The sequence below is a fragment of the Streptomyces sp. NPDC102514 genome, from assembly GCF_055584525.1.
In genome coordinates this window covers 183,452-198,653 of record NZ_JBVJLW010000015.1, presented here as the reverse complement: position 1 = coordinate 198,653, position 15,202 = coordinate 183,452, and the positions used below count along the sequence as shown (strand labels likewise).

The window sequence follows — 15,202 nt, the reverse complement described above, 5'->3', positions numbered from 1 at the left end:
AAGGGTTGTCCTTCCAGGGACAGGGCGCGCCCCGGGCCGGCCGGGGCGCAGCGGGTCAGCGGGTGACGAGCGGGGCGAGCGACACGAGGAAGTCGACGCCGACCCCGTGGATGTCGACGGACACCGACGTCGTGTCGTGCGCGCGGGCGATCGGGTCGAGCGCGGGGGCGACGTGCCCGTACGGTCCGGGTCCCGCTCCGAACGCCAACCCCTTCCCGTCGTGCTGCTCGACGTCCGTGTGCCGGGCGAGCACCTGGGCCATGCGGCGCTCTAGGCGTCCCCGGATCCCGGACGGCACCACCGGGCGCCCCGCAGCGGCGGGCGGCAGGAAGTGGGCGACGGCCCGCTCGACGGCGCGCGTCGGCCCCTGTATCTGGACGCTGCACACGGGGTTCGTGCCGTGCAGGGTGGCCGAGTAGCGCAGCCCGCTCGACGCCCAGGTGACGCCGGACGTGTTCACCAGCAGACCGGCCCGCTCGTACGTGGCCACGCCGTGGGCGCGCATCGCGGTGCCGATCTCGTACAGCAGCTCTCGGCGCGCGCGGGCACCGTCCTCGATCGTGCGGGCCGCCTCGTCGTCCATGACGGGCAGCACCAGGCGCAGCACGTCGGCCGCGATCACGGCCGGAGCCATGCGGGCGATACGCCGGTCAGGGCGAGTCGGGAGACGTCCGGGGAGCTGCCATCCGATCTCGGTGTCCCAGGCGCGGGCCACGATGACCAAAGAGCGCGCGCCGTGGACGATCCGCGCGGCGGGGGCAGTCGACCACCACGCTTGGTGCGGTTCGGCCGTCCACGCCCGGCCGGCCCGGGGCGGCAGGAGAGCGGCGACTTGCTCGGCGAGGGTCAGGGACGGGGAGGCAGCGGGCGCGAGGGTGGCGGTGGGCGAAGTCATGGTGTGGGGCCTTTCGAGGGGGCCGCGCCCCGGGCGAGGGTCACGGGGCGCGGCCGGGCGAGGAGGGGTCAGATCAGGTGCGCGGCGGCGGTGAGCAGCAGATCGGTACCGAGTCCGCCGATCTGCGCGGCAACGTGCGTGCGGTCGTCGACCTGGTCGGTCGAGTCGTCCTCGGACGGCAGGATCACGAACCCGTGCGGGCCGTGCTGGGGCCGGAACTCGACCTCGTTGCCCTTGACTGCGACGAACTGCGGGAACCGCTCCGTCAGATGCCACGTGAAGCCCGTGGAGACGTCAGGGAGGACCGGGCCGTCGTACGGGGGCAGAACGTGATCCAGGAACCCGTACAGGCCGCTGACGGGGCCCTCGTAGGTCACGGTGAACGTGCCCGACGGGCCGAGCGACAACACGTCCCACTCGCGGCCGTTGACCACCCACGAAAGGTGCGGGCCGTCCAGCCGGGTGCCGACGCTGGGATACACGCTGTGGAACAGCAGCGCGTACCCGATATCTGCCAGGTCTGCGCCCTTGCGTGTCAGGGCCTGCAACGCCCCGTGCTGCTGGATGGTGCGCGCGGCCGTCTCGTCATCGAGGGCGGGCAGCACGGTGCGCAGCACGGCCATGGCGAGCACGGCCACGGCGCCGGGGTCCCCGGCGTCGGCGACGGCGTCCGGGGTCATCGCGAACGGGAAGTCGTCGGCCCGGTCGGCGTACACCTCAACCCGGCCGGCCTGCTCCACCACGATCAGGGAGCGGCGGCCGTCGGTGACCTTGGACGTCGCCGCGTAGGGGCGAATTGCGTACGGGGAGGGAAGGACCCGCCACGCTGCGCCCTGGCGGGCGGGGAGCGCGGCGGCGAGCGGGGGAGCGGTCTCGGCGTGGCTGATGGCACTGCTCACGGGGTGTTCCTCGCTTCGTTGGTTGATCCGGCGCGGTGCTCTCCGGCCGGTATTGGGTGGTGCGGGTGGTGCTTGCGTCGCGTCCGGGGCCGCACGGGTGAGGTGCGGCCCCGGACGGGTGGGTCAGTCGTTCGGGTCGTAGCCCTCGGCCTCGTCGATGAGACGCCCGCCCTCGTCCTTCACGTACTCGTCGTACGCGCGATCCACGGCGGCGGTGTGGCTGTCGACGTCGAACTCGCAGGCCCACGCCATTCCGTCGGCGTCGTCCTGGGCGTCGACAAGGCCGTCGATGGTGGCCTGGTCGCCGTCCTGCACCTGGCGGGACTCCTCGACCACGAGGTTCCCGCCGTGGTCCCAGCGGCCCAGCAGCAGCGTTGACATTGGAGCGTTCCTTCCGGCCTTACGGCGGTGGTGGTGCGCCGCGCCCCCGGGGCGACTCGTACGTCCAACCCCGGGGGCGCAGCCGTCTACAGGCCGAGGGAGAGCACGAACAGGGCGAGCGCGTTGCCCCACTCGCGCATCTCGTCCGGGTTGCTGGGAGCGCCCTCGGGGAGGCGTTCGGCGGGTACGAGGTACTCGTCGCCGGTGTGGCGGTCCTGGATCATCGGGTCGCCGGTGGAGCCTTCACCGTCGACGTACAGGCGCAGGGACACGCGGCCGTCGGTGGTGAAGATCAGGCCCCATGCGCAGAGGTAGCCCGACTCTGCGTTCCAACCGGCCCCGAGGGTTCGGGCGGTGGCACGGGCGTAGTCGGAGAGGGGATAGGTGTACTCCTCGCCGGGTCCGGGGGCGTACGGGGCCGGGGCGGGGGCGGGGGCGGTGCTCTCGTCGTGGCCCCGGCACTCGGACGACGTGGCGATGTGCTCGGAGATCCACGCCTTCGCGCTCTCCGTGTCTCCGGCGGCGAGGAACACGGCGGCGAGAGGGTCGACCTCGTTGCAGGACAGGGCGGAAGCGACCTCTTCGGCGGTGCAGGCGCTGTTCCATGCGGAGACCAGGCGGGCGACGGCGGCAGCGGTAAGCACGGGGTCGGGCGTGATCGTGGTCATCAGGGGTTCCTCGTTTCGTGGTTGGGCCCGGCGTGCTCTCGCCGGGTAGTACGCCGGGCGGACGGTTCCTGTGACACGTCCGCCCGGCGGGGCTGGTCAGGGCTGGTTGCAGGGGCGCATCTGGTCGGCGTAGACGGCGGTGGCGAGGCGCATGTGCTTCTGCCAGACGGTGAGGACGTCACGCATCCAACCGTTGACGTCGGCGTCGGCCCGCGCGGTGTCGTCGTGGAGCTGCTCCAGGGCGGCCCGGAGGACCTTCTCCTTCTCCTTGTCGTGGTCGCTGATCGGGTTCAGCGGGTCGGGGAACGGCAGGCTGCGGCCGGTGATGGGCGCTGTGACGTACTCCGTGATGTCGGCGGGGATGCGGGTGGCGGGGGTGTCGAACGCGAGGTTCTCGACGACCCACAGTTCTCCGGCGGCTTCGGACGGCATGTCGTGTCCGGCGAGTCCGGGGATGGTGAGCGGCTCGTAGGCGTCGAACGCTTCGGCGGCGGCCAGGAGGTGGCGGGCGATGTCGCCGAGGGTGCGCAGGGACTCGGGCGGGGCGAAGCGGTTACGGCTGACGTCGGCGATGGCGCGGGCACGGTTGGCGGCGGCGCGGTACGGGGCGGTGGGCGTGGCGTTCATGGGGTGTCTCCGGCTGTGTGTGCGCGTGAAAGGTCGGGGGCCGGGGCGCGGCGGGGTGGGCCGCGCCCCGGCGGTCAGGGGGCGGCTCAGGCGGCGGCGAGGAGCGCGGCGCGGATGACCTTGTACTCGGCCTTGCGCGGGGTGTACTTCGCGGCGATCTGCGCGACCTGCTCGCGGGTGTAGCGGAAGGCGGTACGGGCGTGCCGGAGAATGCCCGTGGCGGTGCGGCGGGTGCGGTAGCGGTGGCCCTTGACGCCCGCGCGGCCTACGGCCTTGGCGAGAGCGGAGGCGACGGCCTTGGCGTTCTCGCGGGCGGCGCCGGTCGCGGCGGCGTGGGTGAACAGGGAGCGGGCGCCGGTGCGGACACGGCGGGCGGCCTGTGCGGTGGAGCGGCGTAGGGCGGAAGCGGCGCGGTGGGCGCGGACGCGGGTCCGGAGGGTGGTGGCTGCGCGGTGGCTGCGGGCACTGGCCATGTGGTGCTCCTCGTTCTTCGTTGGTTTGTCGGCGGTGCTCTCCGCCAACAAGAGAAATAGTACACCCATGGGAACACCGAGGGAACAACTATCTCTCAGCGATCTAGATTTCCGCAGATGAGAACGCGCCCTACCCTCCATCTGAGAGCGGGCGCATTCCGATTGGTCTACCATTCTCGACAATCAGAACAGGGCGTCGTCCTGGGGTACGGCGGGGCCTGCCTGCCTGCGGGGGCGGGTGGCGCGGCGGCTGGCCGGCTCATCCCCGAACAGGGCGTCGGTGCCGTTCGCGTGCGGTGCGGCCTCCACACGGCGGACGACGTCGCGGGCGTCCACCAGGGCGAGCGGCGCGCCCTGGTCGAAGTCGGCCGTCCGCATGCCCTTCCAGTCCCGCCCCGCCATCACAGCCACCCCTCCGGCGCCGCGCCGAGGATGAAGGCGGTTTCCGTGATCCCGCTCTCGTGCCCGACGAACACGACGTCGGGGTGATCGCCGAGCACCTGCTCGCACGGGTCGCCCTCGGTGCCATCGCGGCGCACCACCACGGTCAGCGTCACGTACTCCGGCTCGGGCGTCCCCTCCTGGTGGCGCGCGACGATGTCGGCCGGTATCACGGCAACCGGCGCGTTCCGCCGCTCCAGGACGCAGGGGTCCCCATCCTCGGACGGGTGCAGGCACACCAGCCGCGCGACCGCGTCGACAAACTGCTCGGCCTCCTCGCACTCCTCGCAGTCGGTGCACGGGTTGTCGGGCAGGGTGCACGGGGCGGCGGAGTACGGGCCGGGCGTGGGCACGCTCGACCTGTCACGGGAGAACGTGGCAACAACTAGGTCGCCGGGCTCCACGTCCACAGCGGGGACGACGACGGCCTGGTCGAGGTCAAGGCCGCTGGGCAACGGCTCGTAGTCGTCAGTGGTCGGCCGGTCGTTGAGGGTGTAGGCCACGCCGTCAAGGGAGCGGATACGCATCAGAGATTCCTTCGGTGTCGGGGGCCGGGGCGCGGTGCTGCGCCCCGGCGAGGAGGGGGAGCTGTCAGGTGCGGGGGCGGGTGTCCGGCAGCTTGCCGACGGCGGCGGCCACGCCGAGGCGGAACCACTGCGCGCGCTCGCTGCCCCAGTCGGCGCGGACGAATTCCGGCACCTCGAACCCCAGGTGAGTGCGGGGCACGCCCGGGTGCGGGTCGACCGGCTCCGGCTTCGGCCACGGCGCGGTGATCGTCTCGGCTACCTCGTCCGTGGGCCGCCCCACGGTGTGCTCGCAACCGGACCCCTCCGGGCCGATCAGTCCCCAGTGGTCGCTGATCCCCAGCCAGGCGACGCGCCACGTCTGCCCCTCGTGCTCAGCAACCAGAGTGACGCGGGTGTTCGGGGCTGGGCCGGTGATGCGCACTCCGGTGCCGTAGAGGGCGGTGTCGAGGGCGCGGCGGGCGTAGGCGGGGATCTGACGCGGAAGGACGGACATGGGGCTCTCCGGGGCGCTGTAGGGGCCGGGGCGCAGCGGGGCGCCCCGGCGGAGTGGTTGGGCGTGTCAGGCGGTGCGGGCGGCCTCGGCGGCGGCCTTGGCGGCGAGGCGGGCCTCAACCCACGCGTAGATGAGCGCGGCACTGACCTTCCCGGCGGCCTCGCCGGGCGTCGCGCCCTTGTCGATCGCGGCGAGGTAGAGCAGTCCGGACGCCTCCACGGCGGTGGGGCGCATGAACGTCTCGACGAGCTGTTCGAGGTCCAGGTTCGGGAACTCCCCGTGCAGCGCGCGGGCGGTGGACGCGGCAATCCGGCCGACGGCGTCGCCGAGCTTATCGACCTGGGCGGGGGTGAGGGGGGCAGTGGTCATGGTGTGCGGCGCCTTCCTTGGCGGGGGAGGAGGCCGGGGCGCAGAGCTGCGCCCCGGCGAGGTCGGACCGGCTGGCTCAGGGCTGGTTGTGCTCGAACCACTGCGCATCAAGGGCGAACAGGGCGGCGGCGAACTCCTCGGTGCCCGGTACGGCGTCGATGCGGGACAGCAGCGTGCGACCGGCCGCGACGGTGTGCGGGGTGCCGTCGTCGTCCGTCCAGGCGTACGCGGGGCGCTCGGCTACCGTCGCGCACACGTCGGCGAACTCGACCTCGCCCCGGCACGGCTGCGTGGCACCCGTCTCGTTCTCGTCCACTCGGCCGTCACGGTTGTCGTCGCCCATCAGGTCGGCGCGCCCGTCGGCCCATCCGTCGTTGTACGGGGTGACGGTGTCCGTGCGAGGGGCAAGGTCGGACGGCGTGGCGTCGGACGCGGTGAGGGCGCCCAGGCCGGCCAGGACGATCACGGCGGTACCGGCGGCGAGCAGGGGCGCCGGGCGGGGGCGGCGGGCCAGGACGCGGCCGAGACGCGGGAAGCGTTGCATGGGGTGTTCCTTCGTTCGCTGGTTGGCCCCGGTTGCTCTCCGGGACGACATGGAAAACAGTACACCCATGGGAATCTTTTGCAACCCTCGCGCACTCAAAAGCGCGAGAACGTACAGATAGAGAGCCTTTAAGCTACGCGCGGCGACTCCACGGATTCCCGTGGGTTGACTATTTCTACGGGAAGGCTGTACGTTCAGCGGACGCCACTAAGGCGGGGTCGGGGCGAGCATCCCCGGCCGAACCAACGAACCGAGGAGCACCCCATGGCCACAGAGCCCGAGATGACCGGCATCAAGAACGCGGACGACCTGCTCGCCCTGGCGCGCGCCTTCGAGCTGAACGTCAAGATCACCACCGAAACCGCCCGGTCGGCCGTGACCCACACGATCCGCATCAGCCTCCCCGTCCCGCCCGTCTACGCCGGAACCGACCAGGGCCGCGCCATCGCCGGAACCGCCCTCACCATGACGTGGTCGAAGCGAACTACCGGGCGCGCCCGGGGCCTCTTCGTGAACGCCACCCTGGAAAGCCCCGACGCCGCGCCCCGCAAGGTGCGCACCCTGGCCGGCCTGGACTCCGCCGTCCGCGACCTCGGCCACGAAGCCGCCCGCCTCGCCAGCGAGACCGCCGCCCACCCTGAGGACGTCATCGACACCCCCCACACCCTCTACATCGGCGACGAGCCGCGCCGCGCAGACATCCCCGCCGCACAGATCCGCCGCGTCGTCGCCACGCGCCGCCTCTCCCGCCGCGCCGTGAACCAGCACCCCGAGACCGGCGCAATCCACATCGGGAACCACAGCTACGTACCCGCCGAGCACGCGGCCCCCGTCGTCCCTCGCTTCCACATGCGCAGCGTCAACGGCGCCACCCCCGAGCGCATCTCCAGCACCGAAGCTGTGGCCGAGATGAACTACGCGCAGATGGAGGGCAGGCGCCACGTCCGCGAGATGTCCGCTGGCCAGTCGCGCGCCCGCATCGTCTACAAGGACCCCGCGCGCGGCACGGTGCTGCTGCGCCCCGCCACCCCCGAGGAGTCCACCCCAGCGGCCACCCCGGCGGCCACCCCGGCGGCCACCCCCGACGAGCAGAAGGCAGCCGACATCCTTGGTGCCGGTGAGAAGTGGATCCGCCACGACTTCCAGACAGGCCAGGGAGCGCCGTACCGGACGGTGTCCCGCGAGTCCGCAGTGAAGCTGATCGCCGAACACCTGCGTTCCGGTTCGGACGTGTCCCCGTCCTCCGAGGGCGGCGTGAACATCAAGCCGACGACCGGCACGACGTCGTACCGGCTCCGGCCGTTCCCCGCGATGGCCTAGCCGTCCGGCACCGCCCGGCCGTCATAGACCGGGCGGTGCCATCAGGGCCCCTCACGCGCACGCGCGTTGAACGGTCCAGAAAGTCCATGAACCCGCGTTCGCCTCTCTCCTGGGGCGACGTAAGCCGCGTTCGCGCGGCCCCTTGTCCGGCGAGAGCACGCCGGGCCAACCACGAAGCGAGGAACCCCTGATGTTGACTGCCACGGAGCGCGCCGAGGCCATGGCGCTGCAAGTCCTGATCTCTGCCCGGCTGCACAACGGCCGTGTCGTCACTCACGACCTGGTGGACGCCGTGATGAGCCGGGACGCCGACACCGAGCAGGGGAAGGCGAACAAGGAGACCGTCCGCCGGATCATCCGGGCGCGGGCAGCGTCAGAGTTCGTCCGCGTCATCTTCACCGAGGGCGAGCGGTATTGGGCGATCCGGGAGCAGCTCCACCACATGAGCCCGGACGAGGTTCACGCGCTCCGCGACAGCATCTCCGACGGCGGCGACGCCGACCCGCGCGGTGACGACCGTGCGCTGATCGACGCGATCTCCGTACGCCTGTCGAACCGGCTCTCCCCGCGCCGTCTGGACGGCTGCAAGCCGGTCTCAGTCCGCCTGTGGCGTGAGCCTCGCCCCCGGCCGGCCGCCCCGATGGGGACGGGAGCGGCAGCACGGTTCGAGACGCTCATGGACGACGTCGTCACGGACCCCGACGCGAACTCCCGCATGTTGCGCCTGATGGAGGCTGCGGAGCTGTGGGCGACGCTCAAGGGGCACGCTCCCGAGGTGCCGGACGGGTTCCCCCTGGCGATGTGGCAGGCGACCACCGACAGCGCGCGGGCCAACCGGCCGGTGATGGACGACATCGTGGCGCGCGCGGTGCGCATGTGGCAGGAGCGCGGGCGTGAACTCGCCGTTGAGCGCAAGGCGGCCGAGTTGCTCGGCGACGGGGAGCACTGGGTGAAGCACTTCCACGTGTTCGGCGGGCAGCCCCGGGTTGAGCGGGTCGACCGCGTGTCGGCGCTCGGCACGATCGTGTGGGCGCGTGGAGAGGGCTGGCAGTGCTACCGCGCCGAGGCGGGCGGCGTGAACCTGGAGTCGACGACTGGGGAGTCGTCCTATTGGCTGGAGCCGGTTACCGAGGAGCGTCCGGCCAGCAAGGAGACGACTCTGCCCGACACCGTTGAGGCCCGTCGCCGCGCGGCGGGGTTCGCTGCGAAGTGGTGGGCGGAGCAGAACACCGGGGAGCCCACCGACGCCGCCCTGGCCGCCGTGTTCGCCCACACGGTGAAGCCGCCGAAGCGTGAGGCGTACCCGCTCATCCGCGAGGCCATCACCGCACTCACGCCCCCAGCCGCCGCCGCGCCCCTGTTCGCCGCTCTCGCCGCCCGTGAGGCCGCCGACGAGGCCGCCGACCTGACACCGGCCAGGCTCCACCGGCTCATCAACCACCTGGAGATCCTGCCGCTCGCCGCGCCCCCCGCGCTGCACGAGAGGGTGCACGCGGCCCGCGACACCGCCGAGGGCGTGTGGGAGTCCCTGCGGGTCGCTCGCAGCCTGCCCGCCAAGACGGCCGCCCGCAGTGCCGCAAAGGACGCCATCGCGCGGGCCCGCGCCGCCATCCTGGCCGTCCAGCCGCACGCCAGCCGGATGCACGGCACCGACATGCCGCACACCGCCGACAGCATCCGCGCCGCCGTGTTCGCCTACATGCACGTTGGGGCCACCCCCGACGAGACCGACGCCATCGAGAGCGGCACCGCCGAGGTACGCGTCGACTGCCGTCCCGACACGGGCACCGGGTGGATGATCACCGCCCGCATCATGGCCGGTATCCGGGACGTCGGCTGGTTCCTCCCCGCGCACCCGCCCATCGTCGTCAAGTTCCGCAGGGTTGACGGCCGCACAAGCCCCGCCGACAACGCGCGCAAGGTGATCGGCTCCATGCTCCGCGTGGACGTCCCCGTCAAGTACAAGGACGCCGCACGCCGCTGACTCGCCCCGGCGCCGCCCGGCCGGCATGGGTCGGGCGGCGCCCCCGTAAGCCCCACACTCCCGCTCTCTCGCCCCGCCGTTGCTGTCCTGGCCCTTAGGGCGCTGGGGCGCTGCGGGGCGCTCTCAGGAAGGCTCAAGCCGTCGTGTCCCTGCCTCCGTGGCTCCGTGTCCGACTCCCCGGAGATTCGGCCGCCCCGTTCATCGCGTTCACCGACGAGGTTGCCGAACTGCTGGAACTGCCGCCCGCGCCCCCGGCCGAGGTGTACGAGCGCCGGTACGACACAGACCGCATCTGGATGGTGTGGCGCTTCACGAACGGTGGTGCGTCGCTGTTCCTGGAACGCCCGTACGCGGAGTTCCAGGAGGGCGTGACCATCACGGTGCAGTGGCATCAGTCGCCGGACCCGAAGGTGGTGGCTGCGATGGTCCGGGCGTACGTGCGCCGTGGACGTCGTGAGCAGCAGCGGCCGTGCTGGCTGGTCCGTGTGCTGGGCGGTCGCTGAACCAACCCTGTGTTCCCCCCGGTCCGCCGCTTGTGGCGGACCGGCCATAAGCGGCGGAGAGCAGCCGTCGCAACCAACGAAGGAGCAGCGCGTGAGCGCGTACGTAGAGATCCCTCGCCCGTACGAGTCGGCCCCCGGCCGCTTCACTGTCGACCTGGCGTTCCCCGCGGCGTCGAAGCGTCGGGCGAAGCAGCACCACGACGTGGCATGGGCCCTGGCCGGCGTCCACGGCGTGGAGGCGGCGACCCCGTTCAAGCTGAACCCCCGGTGGTCGTACTACAAGGAGATTTGCGGGACCGATGAGCGGTACGGCGGGCTGGATGACCGGCGTCTGACGGTGCAGGGCGGCCCGCGGGAGTTGTCGCGGTACCTGGTCGCGCTCGTGCGGGTCGTGGACGAGGTGGAGTCCCTGGCAACCCGGGCGGTTCGTGTGGTCGGGGTGTGGAAGCGCTCCGTGGCCGCTGAGCCGTTCCTGGAGTACGAGGATGCGTCGACCATGCGCGTGCGGTCACGGGAGTTCCGGGCGGACGTCCTGCGGGCCCTCGTGCAGGGTCTCGGCGCCCGTCGGCGGCCTGTGGGGGAGCGGGACAGTGTCCGGCCGCTGTGGGAGCAGCCGGGGGTTGTCGCTGAGGAGGTACGGGCCGGCGTGGGCGGTGTCGACGTCGAGCGGGCCGACGAGGAGGCCGTGAGCGTCCAGGCGGCGCGCATGGTCCCGGCGGCCGTCGTCGAGGCGGAGCGTCTGGTCGTCGCCGCGGCGGCCCGGGTTGAGGCGGAGCGCCTGGAGGAGGAGCGTGTGGAGCTGTTCCGTGACGCCGGAGAGCGGATGACCCGGGCGCAGGATGAGGCGGAGGCCGCCAGGGTCGCGCAGCACGGGCAGATGGGTCTCTTCCCGGAGGCGGAGGCCCGTACGCCGTTCACGGTGCCGGAGCAGATGCCGCAGAGGCCGCGCCGGGCGCCTGTGCGCCGCGGTCGTCTGCGTCCGGAGACGCGGGCAGCTCTCAGCGGGGCAGTGCGCGTCATCCCCAGGGGGGCCGCGGAATACGTCTGGCCGGACCTGACGGCGTTCCGGGCGCCGGTGAGTCCCGACGGCCGGCAGTACGCCCGCGCAGCCTGACAATCCCAGCGAACCATCAGACCCCGAGATTCCGAGAACGGTAGACCGTAAGGAATCTCGGGGCCTAAATATGCTGCTCAAAACGAGAAACCCTTCCCAAGATTCCCATGGGTGCACTATTCTTTGTGTTGGCGGGAGAGCAACCCGCCAAACCAACGAAGGAGGAACACCCCTATGACCGTTGCCCTGACAGTGAGGCCCCTGGAAGCGCTCACCGAGCAGTACGGGCCGATGCGTCCGGTGGTGCACCACGCGAACCCGATCGACATCCCCAGCGAGCAGCAGGTGACCTACACCTTTGCCCTGCTCGCCGGGAAGAAGTTGCGGGAGTCGCTCATCAAGAACGGCCGCTTCGTCGACCTGGCCATCGACTTCGTCGAGTACATCGACCCCGTCAGCCAGTTGAAGCGCTACGCCGTCCACTACTGGTCGTTCGGGCGTGAGTGGGCCAGCGACCATGAGCACCGCGCCGTGGCGGAGGCCGCGTATGAGGGCGCCGTGCGCGCCGAGTTCGCGAACCCCACGCTAAGGCTCGGCCTGCGGTTCTCGCGTGGTCTGGCCAGCTTCTACGACGTTACCGACGTCATCTGACCGAACCGGTCCCTCACCGCCGGGGCGCGACCGTACGCGCCGCGCCCCGGCACCCTTCCCCAGCTCGCCAGACTTCACCGAGGAGAACTCCGTCATGACCCGTGCCGCTTGGGACGCCCCCGCGACCGACTACCAGACCCGCCTCTTGCTCTCCGCCCTCGACGACTCCCAGCGCCGCATCCCGTCCGACGCCAAGACCCGGACGCTCCAGATCATGCTCAAGCGCGAGTGGGTCCAGGCGCGCCGGATTACGTCGACCCTGGCGGCCGTCGAGTCGGGCGCGACCGAGTACGTGCTCACCCACCACGGCGTGAACGCGGCCAACCGGGAGGCCACCGCGCAACTCGCCAAGATGTACCCCGTCGCCACCCCGGCGGTCTACGTGCCCGAGGAGGGCGAGGAGCACCGGGACATCGTCGTCGTGATGTCCGAGCCCGCCGCGGACGGCACAGTCGAGGTCCACAGCGTGAAGCACAACGGGCCCGTCCGCGTACCCCTGGCCGGACTCCAGCAGCTCCCCCCGCTTCCCCCGGAGCCCGAGGGTGAGATCACCGACTGGTGGGTGATCACGGACGCCGAGGGCGCCGAACTCGCCCGCGTCGAGGCCGAGGACGACCCCGGGGCGCGAAAGGCGGCTATGCGTCACGCGTCGGTCGTCGCGACGGTCCGCCGGGACAAGGGGTTCGCCGTACGACGGCTGCGTACCTCCGAGCTGTCCATCCCCGTCGGGGAGCTGCACGGACTGCCCCGCATTTCTCCGGTTGTGGCCGCGCCCGCCCAGGTCGACCGGTGGAGCGTCCAGGACCGCGAGGGCAACGAGGTCGCCGCGGTGGAGGCGACCAGCTACGACCACGCCGTCCAGGTGGCCGACCAGGACCCGAAGGTGCGCGCCGCGGAGCCCGGGTCGGGCGGACTGGTCTACATGCGGCGACGGCCCGCCCCGGCCACTCGAACCATCACGGTCCGCACCGAGTTCGACGGCCGGTCCATCCCGACCCGGCTGAAGGCGGCAGGAGCCCCCGGTCAGATGAAGTACAGCAACACGGCGGGCGCCCTGCGCTGGGTCCTGCCCGGCGGCGAGGAGCTGACCCCGGGCCAGGCCGCGGAGCGGTTCCTGAGCTGACCCTCGCGGGCCCGGGGCACGCCACGGTGCCCCGGGCCTGTCCTCCGCCCGTCTCCGTCCGCTCCGCACCCTTGAGGACCCCGTTCATGGCGATCGCGACCTTGTTTGACCTCCCCGACATCCAGACCTTCCAGGAAGCCCCCGCGGCCGTCATGCCGGCGAAGCCGAAGCGGAAGGCGCGGACCATCCACGCGTCGGTGCCGCTCTCGCCGTCGACGACCGTTCCGGACGAGCTGATCAGGGACGCGGACTGGATAGTCGTCTCCAGCTCCGGCGGCAAGGACTCGCAGGCGATGCTCTCGTACGTCGTCCGGCGCACGAAGGCCCTGGGGATGCTGGACAAGGTCGTCGTCGTGCATGCGGACCTGGGCCGTGTCGAGTGGAAGGGCACCCGCGAACTCGCCGAGGAACAGGCGCTCCTCTCCGGGGTCCGCCGGTTCGAAGTCGTCCAGGCCGAGGGCGCCGATCTCCTCGCGCGGGTCGAGATCCGCTACGGGAAGCTCAAGGCGAAGGTGCAGCGCGAGGCGGTCGAGCGGGGCGAGGATCCGGCCGCGGTGAAGGTCCCGCCGGCCTGGCCTTCGAGTTCAGCACGCTGGTGCACCCCTGACGCCAAGCGGGGCCCGATCCGGAAGCTGTACACGCGGCTCACCGGGGAGCTGTCGCACCTGGGGCGTCCCGTGCGGATCCTGGAGTGCATCGGGCAGCGGGCCGCGGAGAGCGATCAGCGGGCGAAGCTCGCCGAGGTCGAGATCAACCGCGGGGCGAGCAACGGGAAGCGGCACATCACGACGTGGCGGCCGATTCACGGATGGAGCGACACCCGCGTCTGGCGGGAGATCGCAGAGTCCGGGCTCCCGTACCACCCTGCGTATGACTGGGGGAATCACCGTCTGAGCTGCGTTTTCTGTGTCCTGGGGTGCACGAGCGACCTGGTGAACGGTGCGCGGCAGGTGCCGGAGCTTGCGGCCGCGTACGCGCGCACGGAGGTCATCGTGGAGGCCGATTTCAAACAGGGCCTGTCGATGCGGGAGATCATCCGCCGCGCCGAGGTCCTGGAGGCGGAGCAGGGACCGGCCGCGCGGCCGCCGACGGGTACGGCGATGTCCGGGTACGTCGGGAAGTCGTCGACCGCCCTCTACCGGGGCCGTCTGGCCCTGCAGCGCAAGCTGTACGGCCTGACCGCCTGAATCGCGCGGGGGCCGTTCTGGTCGGCGGCTCTCGCTTATTCGCGCGATCCCCTATCCCTCAAATTCCTTTGGGTATACTATTCGTGGTGTTGGTGGAGAGCAACCACTGACGAACCAGCGAAGCGAGGAACACCATGTCAAATGCCGTCCTCTTCGACGTCCCCACCTCTTCGATTAATGGTTCCCCCAAGGGAAAACGTCCCGCGCCGGTGTTCGCCGAGCGTCGGTGGTTCGCCGACCTTGACCGGGTGACGTACCTGGGCACGCACCAGCCGTCTTGGCTGGCGCGCGAAGAGTTCGGCAACGACTGCATCCCGCTGTGCGTCTCCCACGGGCGTCTCGACGGCCGCAAGACTCTTCCGCGGGCCGTGACGCCGTGGATGCTCGACTCCCGCGGATTCTCGGAGCTCTCGCAGCACGGCCGGTGGACGATCTCCCCGTACGCGTACGCCGCGGCGGCGCGCCGGTACTACGACGAGATCGGCCTGATGGACATGTGCGCCATTCAGGACTGGATGTGTGAGGACGAGATCCTCACGAAGACCGGCCTCACGATCGAGAACCACCAGGTCAAGACCGTCGCATCGTTCCTGAATCTGATGTCGCTCGATGCGGACCTACCGTGGATGCCCGTAATTCAGGGCCGCACCCTCGACGACTACCTGCGATGCATCGACATGTACGACCAGTTCGGCGTGGATCTCACGCTCGAACCGGTCGTCGGGATCGGCTCCGTATGCCGCCTGCAGCAGACTGACGAAGCCGCGCGGATCATCGAAACGATCTGGTCCATGGGCATTCGCCTTCATGGCTTCGGATTCAAGTCGACAGGTCTGCGCCGGGTCGCCCACCAGCTCTACAGCAGCGACTCCATGGCCTGGTCGTTCAACGCCACCAACAGGGCCCCGATGCCCGGGTGCGTGGGCCGACACGTGCACTGCGGCAACTGCCCGAAGTACGCCATCGCCTGGCGTAACCAGCTCCTCAACTCGCTGCCGGACGACCCGCAGCTCCTGCTCACTGCCTGATTCCCGAAGTCGTCCGGGGCGTCCGTCGTGGGCGC

General features: G+C 71.2%; 19 protein-coding genes. 8 read left to right on the top strand and 11 right to left on the bottom strand.

The features are described 5' to 3' along the window. Window positions 1-55: 55 nt before the first annotated feature. From ACZ60E_RS33080 to ACZ60E_RS33030, 11 genes are all read right to left on the bottom strand, one after another. The gene (locus ACZ60E_RS33080; protein ID WP_469445207.1) at window positions 56-895 is read right to left on the bottom strand and encodes a hypothetical protein; all 840 of its coding nucleotides are present in this window, start codon (window positions 893-895) and stop codon (window positions 56-58) included. 68 nt (window positions 896-963) lie between these two features. Beyond that, on the bottom strand, window positions 964-1,794 hold the full coding sequence (locus ACZ60E_RS33075; RefSeq protein ID WP_469445205.1) for a hypothetical protein: 831 nt from the start codon (window positions 1,792-1,794) through the stop codon (window positions 964-966). Between the two features lie 123 nt (window positions 1,795-1,917). Further along, the gene (locus ACZ60E_RS33070) at window positions 1,918-2,175 is read right to left on the bottom strand and encodes a hypothetical protein (protein ID WP_469445204.1); all 258 of its coding nucleotides are present in this window, start codon (window positions 2,173-2,175) and stop codon (window positions 1,918-1,920) included. A gap of 86 nt (window positions 2,176-2,261) precedes the next feature. Then, window positions 2,262-2,843: a hypothetical protein gene (locus ACZ60E_RS33065; RefSeq protein ID WP_469445202.1), complete on the bottom strand. Its 582-nt coding sequence runs from the start codon at window positions 2,841-2,843 to the stop codon at window positions 2,262-2,264. 96 nt (window positions 2,844-2,939) lie between these two features. Further along, window positions 2,940-3,470: a hypothetical protein gene (locus tag ACZ60E_RS33060; protein WP_469445201.1), complete on the bottom strand. Its 531-nt coding sequence runs from the start codon at window positions 3,468-3,470 to the stop codon at window positions 2,940-2,942. Between the two features lie 86 nt (window positions 3,471-3,556). Continuing rightward, window positions 3,557-3,943: a hypothetical protein gene (locus ACZ60E_RS33055; protein ID WP_469445200.1), complete on the bottom strand. Its 387-nt coding sequence runs from the start codon at window positions 3,941-3,943 to the stop codon at window positions 3,557-3,559. A gap of 183 nt (window positions 3,944-4,126) precedes the next feature. Next, window positions 4,127-4,345, bottom strand: a complete 219-nt coding sequence (locus ACZ60E_RS33050; RefSeq protein ID WP_469445198.1) for a hypothetical protein — start codon at window positions 4,343-4,345, stop codon at window positions 4,127-4,129. Further along, window positions 4,345-4,911, bottom strand: a complete 567-nt coding sequence (locus ACZ60E_RS33045; RefSeq protein ID WP_469445196.1) for a hypothetical protein — start codon at window positions 4,909-4,911, stop codon at window positions 4,345-4,347. Before ACZ60E_RS33045 ends, ACZ60E_RS33050 begins: the two co-directional genes overlap by 1 nt. Before the next feature lie 64 nt (window positions 4,912-4,975). Beyond that, the gene (locus ACZ60E_RS33040; RefSeq protein WP_469445195.1) at window positions 4,976-5,404 is read right to left on the bottom strand and encodes a hypothetical protein; all 429 of its coding nucleotides are present in this window, start codon (window positions 5,402-5,404) and stop codon (window positions 4,976-4,978) included. Window positions 5,405-5,470: 66 nt separating this feature from the next. After that, window positions 5,471-5,773, bottom strand: a complete 303-nt coding sequence (locus ACZ60E_RS33035; RefSeq protein ID WP_469445193.1) for a hypothetical protein — start codon at window positions 5,771-5,773, stop codon at window positions 5,471-5,473. A gap of 76 nt (window positions 5,774-5,849) precedes the next feature. Next, entirely contained in the window at window positions 5,850-6,317 is a 468-nt protein-coding gene (locus ACZ60E_RS33030) for a hypothetical protein (RefSeq protein ID WP_469445191.1), read from the bottom strand. 264 nt (window positions 6,318-6,581) lie between these two features. Between ACZ60E_RS33030 and ACZ60E_RS33025 the strand changes: the two genes are divergently transcribed. From ACZ60E_RS33025 to ACZ60E_RS32990, 8 genes are all read left to right on the top strand, one after another. Beyond that, the gene (locus tag ACZ60E_RS33025) at window positions 6,582-7,637 is read left to right on the top strand and encodes a hypothetical protein (RefSeq protein WP_469445189.1); all 1,056 of its coding nucleotides are present in this window, start codon (window positions 6,582-6,584) and stop codon (window positions 7,635-7,637) included. A 190-nt stretch (window positions 7,638-7,827) separates the two neighbouring features. After that, window positions 7,828-9,621, top strand: coding sequence for a hypothetical protein (locus tag ACZ60E_RS33020; protein WP_469445187.1), 1,794 nt, complete (start codon window positions 7,828-7,830; stop codon window positions 9,619-9,621). 143 nt (window positions 9,622-9,764) lie between these two features. Continuing rightward, on the top strand, window positions 9,765-10,124 hold the full coding sequence (locus ACZ60E_RS33015) for a hypothetical protein (protein ID WP_469445185.1): 360 nt from the start codon (window positions 9,765-9,767) through the stop codon (window positions 10,122-10,124). A gap of 91 nt (window positions 10,125-10,215) precedes the next feature. Then, window positions 10,216-11,238: a hypothetical protein gene (locus ACZ60E_RS33010; RefSeq protein WP_469445183.1), complete on the top strand. Its 1,023-nt coding sequence runs from the start codon at window positions 10,216-10,218 to the stop codon at window positions 11,236-11,238. 174 nt (window positions 11,239-11,412) lie between these two features. Continuing rightward, window positions 11,413-11,829 carry a hypothetical protein gene (locus ACZ60E_RS33005; RefSeq protein WP_469445181.1) on the top strand — a complete coding sequence of 139 codons (417 nt, stop codon included), beginning with the start codon at window positions 11,413-11,415 and terminating at the stop codon, window positions 11,827-11,829. 94 nt (window positions 11,830-11,923) lie between these two features. After that, on the top strand, window positions 11,924-12,952 hold the full coding sequence (locus ACZ60E_RS33000; protein WP_469445179.1) for a hypothetical protein: 1,029 nt from the start codon (window positions 11,924-11,926) through the stop codon (window positions 12,950-12,952). An 86-nt stretch (window positions 12,953-13,038) separates the two neighbouring features. Next, a complete protein-coding gene (locus tag ACZ60E_RS32995; protein ID WP_469445177.1) occupies window positions 13,039-14,139 on the top strand; it encodes a phosphoadenosine phosphosulfate reductase domain-containing protein in 1,101 nt (366 codons plus the stop codon). 134 nt (window positions 14,140-14,273) lie between these two features. Further along, window positions 14,274-15,167, top strand: a complete 894-nt coding sequence (locus tag ACZ60E_RS32990; RefSeq protein ID WP_469445176.1) for a deazapurine DNA modification protein DpdA family protein — start codon at window positions 14,274-14,276, stop codon at window positions 15,165-15,167. Window positions 15,168-15,202 lie beyond the last annotated feature (35 nt).

What these genes read in the sequence shown, in the direction of transcription:
- ACZ60E_RS33080 (WP_469445207.1), bottom strand. Translation starts at nt 895, where the DNA reads ATGACTTCGCCCACCGCCACCCTCGCGCCCGCTGCCTCCCCGTCCCTG.
- ACZ60E_RS32995 (WP_469445177.1), top strand. Translation starts at nt 13,039, where the DNA reads ATGGCGATCGCGACCTTGTTTGACCTCCCCGACATCCAGACCTTCCAG.
- ACZ60E_RS33030 (WP_469445191.1), bottom strand. Translation starts at nt 6,317, where the DNA reads ATGCAACGCTTCCCGCGTCTCGGCCGCGTCCTGGCCCGCCGCCCCCGC.
- ACZ60E_RS33065 (WP_469445202.1), bottom strand. Translation starts at nt 2,843, where the DNA reads ATGACCACGATCACGCCCGACCCCGTGCTTACCGCTGCCGCCGTCGCC.
- ACZ60E_RS33040 (WP_469445195.1), bottom strand. Translation starts at nt 5,404, where the DNA reads ATGTCCGTCCTTCCGCGTCAGATCCCCGCCTACGCCCGCCGCGCCCTC.
- ACZ60E_RS33045 (WP_469445196.1), bottom strand. Translation starts at nt 4,911, where the DNA reads ATGCGTATCCGCTCCCTTGACGGCGTGGCCTACACCCTCAACGACCGG.
- ACZ60E_RS33025 (WP_469445189.1), top strand. Translation starts at nt 6,582, where the DNA reads ATGGCCACAGAGCCCGAGATGACCGGCATCAAGAACGCGGACGACCTG.
- ACZ60E_RS33020 (WP_469445187.1), top strand. Translation starts at nt 7,828, where the DNA reads ATGTTGACTGCCACGGAGCGCGCCGAGGCCATGGCGCTGCAAGTCCTG.
- ACZ60E_RS33055 (WP_469445200.1), bottom strand. Translation starts at nt 3,943, where the DNA reads ATGGCCAGTGCCCGCAGCCACCGCGCAGCCACCACCCTCCGGACCCGC.
- ACZ60E_RS32990 (WP_469445176.1), top strand. Translation starts at nt 14,274, where the DNA reads ATGTCAAATGCCGTCCTCTTCGACGTCCCCACCTCTTCGATTAATGGT.
- ACZ60E_RS33070 (WP_469445204.1), bottom strand. Translation starts at nt 2,175, where the DNA reads ATGTCAACGCTGCTGCTGGGCCGCTGGGACCACGGCGGGAACCTCGTG.
- ACZ60E_RS33005 (WP_469445181.1), top strand. Translation starts at nt 11,413, where the DNA reads ATGACCGTTGCCCTGACAGTGAGGCCCCTGGAAGCGCTCACCGAGCAG.
- ACZ60E_RS33050 (WP_469445198.1), bottom strand. Translation starts at nt 4,345, where the DNA reads ATGGCGGGGCGGGACTGGAAGGGCATGCGGACGGCCGACTTCGACCAG.
- ACZ60E_RS33000 (WP_469445179.1), top strand. Translation starts at nt 11,924, where the DNA reads ATGACCCGTGCCGCTTGGGACGCCCCCGCGACCGACTACCAGACCCGC.
- ACZ60E_RS33035 (WP_469445193.1), bottom strand. Translation starts at nt 5,773, where the DNA reads ATGACCACTGCCCCCCTCACCCCCGCCCAGGTCGATAAGCTCGGCGAC.
- ACZ60E_RS33060 (WP_469445201.1), bottom strand. Translation starts at nt 3,470, where the DNA reads ATGAACGCCACGCCCACCGCCCCGTACCGCGCCGCCGCCAACCGTGCC.